The following is a 12,661-nucleotide window of genomic DNA, read 5'->3' on the forward strand; positions in this document are numbered from 1 at the left end:
GGCCATCCGGAGCGGTGCAGAGCCGCCCGTCCCGCACAGGTGCGGGGTCATCGACATCATGGGAGAGCAATGTCCAAGATCAAGGTTGAGGGAACGGTCGTCGAGCTCGACGGCGACGAGATGACGCGCATCATCTGGCAGAAGATCAAGGACACCCTCATCCACCCGTACCTCGACGTGAACCTCGAGTACTACGACCTCGGCATCGAGCACCGTGACGAGACGGACGACCAGGTCACGATCGACGCGGCGCATGCCATCCAGAAGCACGGGGTCGGCGTGAAGTGCGCGACCATCACCCCCGATGAGGCCCGCGTCGAGGAGTTCGGCCTGAAGAAGATGTGGAAGTCGCCCAACGGCACGATCCGCAACATTCTCGGCGGCGTGATCTTCCGCGAGCCGATCATTATCTCGAACATCCCGCGCCTGGTCCCGGGCTGGAACAAGCCGATCATCATCGGACGTCACGCGTTCGGCGACCAGTACCGCGCTACCGACTTCGTCTTCAAGGGCAAGGGCACGCTCACGGTCGAGTTCACGCCAGAGGACGGCTCCGAGCCGATGAAGTTCGAGGTCTATAAGGCCCCCGATGACGGCATCGCGCAGGTGCAGTACAACCAGGACGCCTCGATCCGTGACTTCGCCCGCTCGTCGCTTAACTACGGCCTCTCGCGCAACTACCCGGTCTACCTCTCGACCAAGAACACGATCCTCAAGGCGTACGACGGCCGCTTCAAGGACATCTTCGAGGAGATCTTCGAGACCGAGTTCAAGGAGCGCTTCGACGCCGCCGGCCTCACCTACGAGCACCGCCTCATCGACGATATGGTCGCCTCGGCCATGAAATGGGAGGGCGGCTACGTCTGGGCTTGCAAGAACTACGACGGCGACGTCCAGTCCGACACCGTGGCGCAAGGCTTCGGCTCGCTCGGTTTGATGACCTCGGTGCTCTCCACGCCCGACGGGAGCGTCGTCGAGGCGGAGGCGGCGCACGGCACGGTCACGCGCCACTACCGCCAGCACCAGGCGGGCAAGCCCACCTCGACCAACCCGATCGCCTCGATCTACGCCTGGACGCGCGGCCTCGCGCACCGCGGCAAGCTGGACGGCAACCAGGAGCTCATCGACTTCTCGCTGACGCTCGAGGACGTGGTGATCACGACGGTCGAGTCCGGCAGGATGACCAAGGACCTCGCGCTGCTCGTGGGCCCCGAGCAGGGCTGGCAGACGACGGAGGAGTTCCTCGCGACCCTCGACGAGAACCTGAAGACCCGCATGTCGGCCTGATCGTCGGCTTTCGCTAGCGCGCCCGGCTTGCACGGATCCAGCGAGCCGGGCGCGTCATCGCAGTCGGGACGAGGAGCGCAAGGACGACTCAGAGCGCTCGGGCGAGCTGCTCCATTGCGCGCAGCGGATCCGGACCGGACGGCATCAGTACTACGCTCGACGCTCCCGCAGCATGCAGCTGGGCGATGCGGCGCCGGGCGCCCTCGGGTGCTCCCACGACGGCCAGCTGGTCCAACCAGGTGTCGGGCAGGTCGCGGACGAAGGCGGTCCGGTCGGCGCTGGCGGCGCGAAGCCGGGCGAAGTCGTCGGCGAAGGGGAGCGGCTCGATGTGCGGCGCCCAGTCGGGCTCGCCAATCCACTCCAGTCCTGGACGCACCGCATCGCGGGCGGCGGCGGGGTCGTCGTCCACGGCGGCCACAGCGTAGGCGACGATCCGACCGGAGTCGCCGAGGTGGTGGCGGGCCACCGCCAGATACTCCGGCGTGACGGGCTCGGCCAGGACGGCCCCGTCGGCGATCCGACCCGCCAGCGCGAGCGACTTCGGCCCGCGGACACCGGCGAGGAGCGGCGGCACGACGGCGGGTGGTGACTCCAGCGCGAGGTCGTCCATGCGGACGTAGCGGCCGGAGCGGGCGGTGTGCTCGCCGGTGAGTAGCGAGCGGATCGCGTCGAATTGCTCCTTGAGCAGAGTGAGCGGGCTCTGCGGCCAGACGCCGAGTCCGCGCATCCAGTGCGGCATGCCGTGACCGATGCCTGCGTGGATCCGGCCGGGGAACAGCTCGGCGAGGGTGCCGAGTTCCATCGCGGTGAAGGCGGCGGTGCGGACGGCTGCGGGCAGGATGCCGATGCCGACGACGATCCGTTCGGTCGCGGCGAGGACGGCACCGGCCTGAGCAATACCGCCGCGGAAGCCGAGGTCCTCGACCACCCACAGCTCGTCGAAGCCGAGTTCCTCGGCGCGGCGGGCGTAGTCGAGCACCTCGGCGGCGGGCAGATCGCGGGGGAGCAGGACGCCGACGGTGCTGTCGGAGGAGAAGGCGTGCATTTGGTCAGCGTAGGCGTGCGGGCATGCCGAGGGCCCGCCCGCACGAGTGCGGACGGGCCCTCGGGTGGCGGTTGCTACTCGGCGCTCGCCTCACCGATCCGCACCTGTTCAGGCCGGGCATTCGAGACGACCTCGATGCGGCGCGGACGGGCTTTCTCGCTGACGGGGATCGTCACCGCGAGCACGCCGTTGTCGTAGGACGCCGCGATCCGCTCGGTATCCACGCCCTGGCCGAGGCTCAGCTGACGGACGAAAGTCGCCGACTGGCGCTCCCGCGTGATCCAGGTCAGATCGTCACTGCTTGTGACGGTGCGCTGGGCGCGGATGGTGAGGAGTTGACCGTCGACATCGACATCGACCGATCCCGGGTCGATTCCGGGCAGGTCGGCGGTGAGGACGTAGTGGTCGCCGTCGCGGTAGAGGTCGATCGGCATCCGGCGTGGCCCCTGGCCGGAACCGAGGACAGCGGCGGCGAGACGATCGAGTTCGCGGGCGGGATCGTAGGTGACAGCCATTGAGATCACTCCATTCAGTCGTACAACGAAGAGTTTCAAAAGTTGAGCCTGACCGACTCAACGTCAGAAAATTTAGCACTCTGCCCGGGGGAGTGCCAAGTTCGATTGTCCCTGATCTGGTCACATCGTTACCCTTTTGTTACAAAGCTGGGCAATTGAGTTCGTAGGGTCGGTTCTGCGTGGAAACCGCTCTGGTTCCCAGCGATTGTGAGTAAGGACACCGTTTGCCGATCCACTTCACCCACCGTCCATCCGTCCGCCGCCCCGATAGGCGCATCCTCGCGGGCCTCGCCCTCCTTGGAGTAGCCGCAACGACGGCCTTCGCCAGCACCGGCGCCAGTGCCGTCCCCCTCGCCGGAGGCGCGTCGCTCGTCGGCGGGCTCTCCGTCGGCCAGAGCTTCGATGACGGCGACTACGTCGTCACGCTGGTCGAGCCCTCCGCGGCCACGTACCAGGGCACGGACGCCCGCTTCGCCCGCACCGCGCCCGTCGAGGGCTCGCAGCTGCAGGCCGCCTCAGAACCGGTGGAGGACTACTCTGCCCATCTCGAGCGGCGCCAGCAGGATGTCGCCTCCGCGGTCGACGCCGCCATTGGTTACCACTACACCGTCGCCCTCAACGGGTTCTCGGCGAGCCTCTCCGGCGAGCAGGCGGGCGAGCTCGCGAACCGCCGCGACGTCGCTCAGGTCCGCAAAGTCGAGAATCTGAGGCTCGATGGTGCCGCGCGGACGTCGCCGCTCGCCTCGGCCGCCGCAGGCATCCCTGCGCCCGACACCGGACAGCAGCGCTCGACCGACTTCCTCGGTCTCGAGGGCGAGGACGGCGTCTGGCAGAAGCTCGGCGGCGTCGACAAGGCAGGCGCGGGCGTCGTTGTCGGAGTCATCGACTCCGGCATCGCACCCGAGAACCCCTCCTTCGCGGGCGCGCCTCTAGCGACCTCGCCCGGAGCGGCTCCCTCGACGGACGGAACCACCACCTCGTTCGTGAAGTCGGACGGCGGAACCTTCGTCGGCTCCTGCTCGCCGGGGCTCCCCGCCTCCGAGCAGTGGGACGGCCACGAGTGCAACCAGAAGCTGATCAGCGCCCGCTGGTTCCTCGGAGACGAGAAGGTCGGTTCGAAGGACAATCCCGAGTACCACTCCCCGCGCGACGCCGTAGGACACGGCTCGCACACGGCGAGCACTGCCGCCGGCAACAATGGCGTCGAGGCCAGCGTCGACGGCTACGACTACGGGCGGATCTCCGGCGTCGCGCCGGCCGCCAAGATCGCCGCGTACAAGGCCTGCTGGAACGAAGCCGACAACAGCGGTACCTCCTGCTCCGGAACGGGAATGCTCGCCGCCGTCGACGCCGCGACTAAGGACGGTGTCGACGTCATCAATTTCTCGATCGGCGGCGGCTCGGCCACCACGACTCTGAGCGTTCTCGACGAGGCGTTCCTCAACGCCGCCGCGGCGGGCGTGTTCATCGCGGTCTCGGCCGGCAACTCCGGTTCTGGCGCCTCCACCCTCGACCACGCGTCGCCCTGGTACACCACGGTCGCGGCGTCCTCCATTCCGACGTCTACCGCGACCGCCACCCTCGGTGACGGCCAGAAGTTCGTCGGAGCATCCATCTCGGTTCATAAGGACGTCACCGGTCCGCTGGTCAACAGCGCCGACGTCGTCCGCGCCGGCACCAAGAATCCCACCGTCTGCGAGCCCGGAACGCTCGACCCCGACAAGGTGACGGGCGCGGTGGTCGCCTGCACCAGCGGTGTCACCTCGCGTTTCTCCAAGTCGGCCGAGGTCGAGCGGGCCGGTGGCATCGGCATGCTGCTGATCAATTCGACCCCGAACGCTCTGGACGTCGATGACCATTTGATCCCGAGCATCCAGATCGACTCGCAGGCCTATAACGCCATCACCGACTACGCCGGCACCGCCGGTGCGACGGTGAAGCTCTCCGAGGGCAACTCCTCCGGCGCCGTCATCCCCGTCCCCCAGGTCGTCGGCTTCTCGTCGCGTGGACCCGCGGAGGCGGACGGCTCCGACGTGCTCAAGCCCGACCTCACGGCGCCCGGCGTCGGGATCCTGGCCGACTTCACCAACCTCAAGGGTGAGGACCCTGCCTTCGCGTTCGAGTCGGGCACCTCGATGTCGTCGCCGCACGTCGCCGGGCTGGGCGCGCTGATCCTCGGCGCGGCGCCAAAGGCCTCACCGTCCGCGGTGAAGTCGGCGATGATGACCTCCGCCTACAACAGCGTCAACCAGTCGGGCGCTGCATCCGAGGACGTCTTCGCGCAGGGCGCCGGACACGTCGATCCGGCCGCGTTCCTGGATCCTGGACTGATCTACGAGAGCGGGGCGACGGATTGGACCGCGTTCCTCAAGGGCGCGGGCTACGCGTTCACGCCGACCAACGGGATCGAAGCGATCGACCCGTCCGATCTCAACCAGGCCTCGATCGCGATCGGTTCCCTCGCGGGCAAGCAGACCGTGACCCGCACGGTCACCTCGACCGGCGCGGGCACCTACACCGCCTCGGTCGACGGCCTCGCCGGGGTCGACGCCGTCGTCTCGCCCTCGACCCTCTCCTTCACGGAGGCGGGCCAGAAGGCGAAGTACACGGTGTCCTTCACCACCGGCTCGGCGCCGCTCACCCAGTTCGCCACCGGCTATCTGACCTGGGCGAGTTCGGAGCACGACGTCCGTAGCCCGATCGCGGTGCGCCCGATCCTGCTGAGCGCGCCCCACGAGATGTCCGGCACCGGTTCCACCGGCACCGGCTCGGTGACGGTCACGCCCGGTATCACCGGCTCGGTGCCGCTCGCCGCGAGCGGCCTCGCGCAGGGCGTCCTCGCCCAGGACGCGACCGCCGCCGATGGGCACTCGGCGACCCTCCCCGCGGGGAAGTCGCTGACGAGCACCGTGGTAGTGCCCGAGGGCGCCGAGTTCGCTCGTTTCGACCTCGACTCGGTCGACAGCACGGCCGACCTCGACCTGACCGTCACGAGCCTGAGCACGAAGAAGGTCTTCACGTCGGCGACCGGCTCGGCCGACGAGCGCGTCGACATCGCTGACCCCGCCCCGGGCGAGTACACGGTCCGGGCCGATGTCTACTCGACCGCGCCGGGGTCCTCGACCTCGACGTTCGACCTCCGCAGCTTCCTCATCACTCCGGAGAACGGGCTCGGATCGCTGAGCACCGACTCGGCCGAAATCGACGCGGTCCAGGGCGAGCCGGCCACCTATGCGGTCTCGTGGTCGAACCTGGCGGGCCCGGCCCGCTACCTCGGTCGCGTCGTCTACGACGACTCGGGACTCGCGACGCTCGTGAGCGTCGACGTCACCGAAGCGGTTCCGCCCGCTCCGGCGCCGAACCCGGCTCCGGAGTCCGAGAATACCTCGGGGTCGACCATGACACCGACGGTCGACCTGATCAGCAGTCCAGGGGAGCCCACCGGATCGAGCGCGCTCGGATACAGTGCCGGTGGCCTTCCGTCAACGGGCTTCGACGGTGGTCTCCTCGGAGCCGCTGCCGTCGCCCTCCTCGGTACGGGCGCTGTGATCACTGTCCTCCGACGCCGCGCCCTCGCGCGGCAGGAGGCGGCCTCCGCGGAGTAGCCCTTAGCGATCGCCGCGAACGGCCGTCCCCTCGCTCCTCCCGGAGCGGTGGGGCGGCCGTTCGCTGTGCGTCGGCGCGGAAGTGCGTCGATGCGTCGATGCGGAAGCCAGAGCGGCGCAGCCACGCGAGCGAGAGCCCGAGTGACCCCCTGCCCCCGAGCAGACCCGCACGGTCGTCAGAGGGAGCGGCGCCCCGCGATGACGCCGGAGACGACCGCGACGATGCCGAACGCAATTGCGACGACCGGGTGCCCGAGGTCCAGCCACGCCAGCGCGGCGGCTCCCATCACCAGCAGCTCGATCAGGGAGCGGCCGTAGACGTCGATCCCGAGGACCGCGCGCGGCGAGAGGAAGAGCGCCCAGATCAGCGCGGCGAGCACGGGTGCACCGAGGCCGACGACGATGCTCCACGGCAGGTCCCACGAGGAAAAGCCCCAGACGGCGAACGTCGCCAGGGCGACGAACTCGAGGAGGAAGCGGAGGATCGCGTTCGGCCCGACTCGCGTTTCGGCGCCCGCAGCGTCCGCTCCTGCTCGATTCACGCGGATCATGCTAACGGCCCAAGGTCAGCGGAAGATGATGGTGCGGGCGCCGTCAAGGAGCACCCGGTCCTCCGTAATCCACTTCACCGCCTGCGTGAGCGTGCGACTCTCCTCGTCCTGGCCGATCGCGACGAGCTGCGCCACCGAGTGCGAGTGGTCCACCCGCACGACGTTCTGCTCGATGATCGGTCCCTCGTCGAGGTCGCTGGTGACGAAGTGGGCTGTCGCACCGATCAGCTTGACTCCGCGGGCGTGCGCCTGCTTGTAGGGATTGGCGCCCTTGAAGCCCGGCAGGAACGAGTGATGGATGTTGATGGCGCGGCCGGCGAGGCTGGCGCAGAGCTCGGGCGAGAGGATCTGCATGTAGCGCGCCAGGACCACGAGCTCCACGTCGTGCTCCTCGACGACCGCGAGCACGCGCTCCTCGAACTCGCGCTTAGTCTGCGGCGAGACGACGGGGCGGGACTCGAACGGCACGCCGTAGAACTCGGCGAGGTCGCGCAAGCTCCCGTGATTCGACAGGATCAGCGGGATGTCGACCGCGAGCTGTCCGGCGCGCTGACGGAAGAGCAGGTCGTTGAGACAGTGCGCGGCGGTGGAGGCCAGCACGAGGGTGCGCAGCGGCCGGCCGACGATGTCGAGGCGCCAGGTCATCCCGTAGTGCTCGGTGATCGGCAGCAACGCCGCGGCGAACTCCTCGCGGGTGATCGGCGACTCCACCTGCAGGCGCATGAAGAAGCGGCCGGTGTCGGCACTCGAGAACTGCTGGCTCTCGGTGATGTTGCCGCGGGCCTGGACGACGGCGCCGGATACGGCGTGCACGATGCCGGGCTGGTCGGTGCAGGCGAAGGTCAGGGTCCAGTGATTGCCCGCGGACCGGTCGGTTGCCCAGGCGCCGTCGCTGCCCGTCGAGGGTGTGCTCGCCGGGGCGGGCCGATCAGTCGCGGGCGCGGCGGGTTCGGGCTGCATCCGCCCAGGATAACGGGGACCCGTGCCGGTCATTCGACCGTCACGGTGCTGGTGGCGGCTGCTCCCAGGCGGTCGCCCGTGCCTCCCAGCGGTCAGGTCGGCGGTCGCGGTGAGGACGGGGGCTCCAGGGCGAGCGCCTGCACCGGCTCGCCGTCGACCGGGAACTCCACTCCGTCGGCGTCCGAGTCGGCGAGGACGAGCACGCCGACCTCGCCGGCGCTCGCCGAGTCCGGCGTCGTGAGCATCGGTGCACGCAGATCGACGCTCGCCGGTGCGCCCGCTGCCGACCCGGACGGGACGGGCACGGTCGTGCGGTCGACGGGGAGGACCGCAGCTCCAGGTCCGGCGGTTCCCGCGGCGTCGGGGAGGAGCCGGCCGTCGGTGTCGAGCATGAGGATGGGCTCGGCGATGGTCGGCGGGAGTTCCGGGGTGGGCGACGGGGATGTCATGGTGGAGGTGCCCGGCGGTACGGGGGTGCTCGGCGCATCCGGAGCCGGAATCGGGGTTGGCGGTGCTGGGATCGAGTCATGGTCGAGCAAAGGGGTCACCGGATCGGGTGCGGGATCTGGTGCTGGTGCTGGTGCGGGATCTGGTGCAGGTGCAGGTGCAGGTGCAGGTGCAGGTGCAGGTGCAGGTGCAGGTGCTGGGACTGGGACTGGGACTGGTGCTGGCGCAGGTGCTGGTGTCGGGACCGGTGCAGCCAGGGGTGCGGGCACGGGTGCCGGGATCGGTTCCGGATCGCCGCTCGGTGCGGAGGCGATGGGTGTCGCCGTCGCTCCGCCGAACGGAGCGGGTTCAGCCGTCGTCTCCTCCTGCGGTGCCCGATCGCCGGTGCGCGGAGCCGACGCTGCCGCAGGGGAACCGTCGCTCGGCGTCGCCTCGGCCTCCGCTGCTGCGGGCGGGGTAGCGTCGGACCGGTCGGCCTCAGCTGCTCCGCTCCGGTACTGCGTGTTGTCCGCCCCTCCGGCCACATCGACCGACGCGACCTGCTCGGGCTCCTGCCCGTCGGTGCTCGCGCTCGGCGCGGCCGCGATGCTCGACTCCGGAGCCGGGATGCGTCCCGTCTCGTCGTCCTCCGCCTGCGTGAGTGCCTCTTCGGATGCGACGACCGACTGCACGGTCCCTCCGGACAGCAGCACTGCGCCCCCGGCGACTCCCGCGATCGCGAGCCCGGCCACGACGGCCACACTGACGACCACGCCCGCTCCGCTCCCGGCGCGTGACGCCTGGACGCCGCTCCGCAGCGCACCGGCGCCGAAAGCCGAGGCCGCGCTCGACGTCGACGCTCCGCCCGCGGCACCCCACGCCGCGGCTCCACCCAACCCCGCGACGAGCGGCAGCAGCACCGTCGCGAGCCGCCGGCCTGCGTGCTCGGCCTCGGCCAGCGCCTCTCGGCAGGAAAGGCACTCGGTCAGATGGCCGTTCAGGCGCAGCCTGTCTCGAGCGGGCAGCCGGCCGCGCGCGTGCGCCCCCGCCCGCTCGAGCACCCACTCGCACTCGCCGGTCGCGGAGGAGTCGAGGACGTGCTCGCGGATCCAGGCCGCCCGCAAGCCCTCCCGCGCGCGCATGCCGAGGGCCGCGACCGCGTTAGGCCGGAGCCCGAGCAGGGGCGCGGCCTCGGCGGGGGCCAGGCCCTCGACCTCGGTGTACCAGAGCACCTCCTGCCAGCGGGTCGGCAGCGCTCGGAACGCCCGGGCGCTGAGATCGCGCTCTAGTGCCGCGAGTGCGCGCTCCTCCGGGTCCGGGCCGGTAGCGGGGAGGGATTGGTCGTTCTCGTCGAACGGTTGCTCGCGCCGGCTCCGGCGGGCCCAGGAGCCGGCGACGTTGCGGATCGAGGTGAAGAAGTAGGGGCGGAAGGCCCCCTCGGGGCCGCCGCCGCCCTCGACCACCCGCAGCACGCGGAGGAACGCCTCCGAGACCAGGTCATCGGGGTCCGAGCTGCTCGACCACGCGCGAGCGACGGTGCGTCCGGCTCCGGAGTGACGGCGCCACAGCTCTGAGACGGCGTCGGTGCGTCCGCTGCGTACGAGCGCAAGCAGCTCGCGATCGCCGAGAGCGTCGACGTTTTCGGCGCCGCGTCGAAGACCCACCGCCACGCCCCCTTACCGGCCCCGCGCCGGAGCCGCCAAAATGATTGGCCCACGGCGCCGAGGTGCCTTCGACGGATGGCACGGCTCCGCGCCACGCGACCCGCTTGTTAGAGTAGGCGAGCCGCGACTGGCGTTCGGATGGGTGACCATCAGGGAGCGGCACCTCCTCCGGGGTAGCGTCCCGGACACTTTTCCCGCCGCACGCCTGGGCTGGAACGGATACCGTTGATCGGGTCGCCCGAACGAGCCGTGTCGCGCCGCCGCGACCTGCCGGGCCCCTTCCGTTTCCCAGCCAAGGAGCGTCCGTGTCCTCATCCCCTTCCTCCGCGCACCCCGGCGTCGCCGCCTTGTTCGACGCGCCCGTCTCGGTGGTCGACCCCGAGATCGCCATCGTGCTTCAGCAGGAGCTCGATCGCCAGCGCAGCTACCTCGAGATGATCGCGAGCGAGAACTTCGTTCCGCGAGCGATCCTCGAATCTCAGGGCTCCGTCTTGACCAATAAGTACGCCGAGGGCTACCCCGGTCGTCGTTACTACGGCGGTTGCGAGTTCGTCGATGTCGCCGAGCAGCTCGCGATCGACCGGGCCAAAGCGCTCTTCGGCGCCGAGTTCGCCAACGTCCAGCCCCACTCCGGCGCGTCCGCCAACGCGGCGGCACTCGCCGCTCTGGTGCAGCCCGGCGACACCATCCTCGGCCTCGAGCTGGCCCACGGCGGACACCTGACCCACGGCATGAAGCTCAACTTCTCGGGCAAGCTCTACAACGCGACCGCGTACGGCGTCGACCCGACGAGCTTCCGGATCGACATGGACGCTGTTCGCGAGAAGGCCCTGGAGGTCCGCCCGCAGGTGCTCATCGCTGGCTGGTCCGCCTACCCGCGCCAGCTCGACTTCGAGGCGTTCCGCGCCATCGCGGACGAGGTAGGCGCGAAGCTCTGGGTTGATATGGCCCACTTCGCCGGCCTGGTGGCCGCCGGCCTGCACCCCTCCCCGGTGCCCTTCGCCGACGTCGTGACGACCACCGTCCACAAGACGCTGGCGGGCCCGCGCTCAGGCCTCATCCTTGCCAAGCAGGAGTACGCCAAGAAGGTGAACTCGGCCGTGTTCCCTGGTCAGCAGGGCGGTCCGCTGATGCATGTGATCGCAGCGAAGGCGACTGCGTTCAAGCTCGCCGGCGAAGCCGAGTTCGCCGACCGCCAGGCGCGTACCATCCGCGGTGCGCAGATCCTCGCCGAGCGCCTCACCGCCGCCGACTCGAAGGCCGAGGGCATCGACGTGCTCACCGGAGGCACCGACGTGCACCTCGTGCTCGCCGACCTGCGCGACTCGCCCCTGGACGGCAAGCAGGCCGAGGACCGCCTGCACGAGGTCGGCATCACGGTCAACCGCAATGCCGTCCCCTTCGATCCGCGCCCGCCGATGGTCACCTCGGGTCTGCGCATCGGCACCCCGGCGCTCGCGACCCGCGGCTTCGGCGACACCGAATTCACCGAGGTCGCCGACGTCATCGCCGAGGCGCTGAAGCCCTCGGCCGATCTCGAGGCGCTGCGCGATCGTGTCGCCCGCCTCACCGACGACTTCCCGCTCTACCCCGGGCTGTAGTCGATCCGCTGCACCACCCGCGCGGCGGAGGCGGGGCCTCGCTCCCTCTCCGCCGCGCCCCGAACGAGGAGCCCAAGATGACGGCACAGGTACTTGACGGCGTCGCGACGGCGACGGCCGTCAAGACGGAGATCGCCGAGCGGGTCGCCGCTCTGCGAGAGCGGGGCGTCGTGCCCGGGCTCGGTACGCTCTTGGTGGGAGAGGACCCGGCCTCGCGCTCGTACGTCGCGGGCAAGCACCGGGACTGCGCGGAGGTGGGGATCGAGTCGATCCGCGTCGACCTTCCCGCGACCGCGTCGGCGGAGGACATCCGCGCGGCGATCCGGCAGCTCAACGAGTCGTCGGCAGTGACCGGATACATCATCCAGCTCCCGCTGCCCGAGGGCATCGACGAGAACTCGATGCTCGAGCTGATGGATCCGGACAAGGACGCCGACGGCCTGCACCCCACCAACCTCGGGCGGCTCGTGCTGGGCGTCGAGGGCGAGCTGGACAGTCCGCTGCCCTGCACGCCCAATGGGATCGTCGAGATGCTGCAGCGCTACGGGATCCCCACCTCGGGCAAGCACGTTGTCGTCGTCGGCCGCGGGCTCACCGTCGGCCGTCCGCTCGGCCTCCTGCTCACGCGGAAGGGGCTGGACGCCACCGTGACACTGACCCACTCCCGCACCATCGACCTCGCCGCGGAGGTGCGCCGCGCCGATATCGTCGTGGCTGCGGTCGGTGTGCCCGGCTTGATCACGGCCGACTGGGTGAAGCCCGGTGCCGCGGTCCTGGATGTGGGTATCACCCGGGTCGAGAACCCTGGGACCGGCCGTGCGAAGCTGGCGGGTGACGTCGCTCCCTCGGTGGCGGAGGTCGCGGGCTGGCTCTCGCCCGTCCCCGGCGGCGTCGGCCCGATGACGCGCGCGATGCTCATCCACAATGTGGTGAGGGCGGCGGAGCGAGCTCTGCGCTGAGCCGTCCGCCTCGCCTCGCCCGCACGGCCCGTGCCGGCCCGCGTTCGG

General features: G+C 70.1%; 9 protein-coding genes and 1 riboswitch. Of the genes, 4 read left to right on the forward strand and 5 right to left on the reverse strand.

Translation table 11 applies throughout. The annotated features are described in order from the left end of the window. The first annotated feature begins 69 nt into the window (after window positions 1-69). Entirely contained in the window at window positions 70-1,287 is a 1,218-nt protein-coding gene (locus tag C1O28_RS02340) for an NADP-dependent isocitrate dehydrogenase (protein WP_097167489.1), read from the forward strand. A gap of 88 nt (window positions 1,288-1,375) precedes the next feature. Here the strand turns inward: C1O28_RS02340 and C1O28_RS02345 are convergent, their stop codons facing one another. Together C1O28_RS02345 and C1O28_RS02350 are read right to left on the reverse strand one after the other, a co-directional pair. Further along, complete coding sequence (locus tag C1O28_RS02345; protein ID WP_097167490.1) at window positions 1,376-2,332, reverse strand: LLM class flavin-dependent oxidoreductase; 957 nt, start codon at window positions 2,330-2,332, stop codon at window positions 1,376-1,378. Between the two features lie 74 nt (window positions 2,333-2,406). Beyond that, window positions 2,407-2,847: an Hsp20/alpha crystallin family protein gene (locus C1O28_RS02350; RefSeq protein WP_097167491.1), complete on the reverse strand. Its 441-nt coding sequence runs from the start codon at window positions 2,845-2,847 to the stop codon at window positions 2,407-2,409. Window positions 2,848-3,071: 224 nt separating this feature from the next. On the opposite strand from C1O28_RS02350, the gene C1O28_RS02355 reads away from it, so the two are divergent. Next, window positions 3,072-6,452 (forward strand): S8 family peptidase, encoded by a 3,381-nt coding sequence (locus tag C1O28_RS02355; protein WP_097167492.1) that lies wholly within the window; start codon window positions 3,072-3,074, stop codon window positions 6,450-6,452. Window positions 6,453-6,628: 176 nt separating this feature from the next. Here C1O28_RS02355 and C1O28_RS02360 read toward each other — a convergent pair whose 3' ends face one another. From C1O28_RS02360 to C1O28_RS02370, 3 genes are all read right to left on the reverse strand, one after another. Then, window positions 6,629-6,994 carry a YrdB family protein gene (locus C1O28_RS02360; protein ID WP_104326628.1) on the reverse strand — a complete coding sequence of 122 codons (366 nt, stop codon included), beginning with the start codon at window positions 6,992-6,994 and terminating at the stop codon, window positions 6,629-6,631. Window positions 6,995-7,018: 24 nt separating this feature from the next. After that, the gene (purU, locus tag C1O28_RS02365) at window positions 7,019-7,963 is read right to left on the reverse strand and encodes a formyltetrahydrofolate deformylase (RefSeq protein WP_097167494.1); all 945 of its coding nucleotides are present in this window, start codon (window positions 7,961-7,963) and stop codon (window positions 7,019-7,021) included. A gap of 92 nt (window positions 7,964-8,055) precedes the next feature. Next, the gene (locus C1O28_RS02370) at window positions 8,056-10,053 is read right to left on the reverse strand and encodes a sigma-70 family RNA polymerase sigma factor (RefSeq protein WP_160487574.1); all 1,998 of its coding nucleotides are present in this window, start codon (window positions 10,051-10,053) and stop codon (window positions 8,056-8,058) included. A 113-nt stretch (window positions 10,054-10,166) separates the two neighbouring features. Continuing rightward, window positions 10,167-10,271, forward strand: a riboswitch (ZMP/ZTP riboswitch). 87 nt (window positions 10,272-10,358) lie between these two features. Here C1O28_RS02370 and glyA point away from each other — a divergent pair. Both glyA and C1O28_RS02380 read left to right on the forward strand, forming a co-directional pair. Then, on the forward strand, window positions 10,359-11,654 hold the full coding sequence (glyA, locus tag C1O28_RS02375) for a serine hydroxymethyltransferase (protein WP_097167496.1): 1,296 nt from the start codon (window positions 10,359-10,361) through the stop codon (window positions 11,652-11,654). A 77-nt stretch (window positions 11,655-11,731) separates the two neighbouring features. Beyond that, complete coding sequence (locus tag C1O28_RS02380) at window positions 11,732-12,613, forward strand: bifunctional methylenetetrahydrofolate dehydrogenase/methenyltetrahydrofolate cyclohydrolase (protein ID WP_097167497.1); 882 nt, start codon at window positions 11,732-11,734, stop codon at window positions 12,611-12,613. Window positions 12,614-12,661: the final 48 nt, after the last annotated feature.

This window comes from Rathayibacter rathayi, assembly GCF_004011095.1.
Classification (GTDB): domain Bacteria; phylum Actinomycetota; class Actinomycetes; order Actinomycetales; family Microbacteriaceae; genus Rathayibacter; species Rathayibacter rathayi.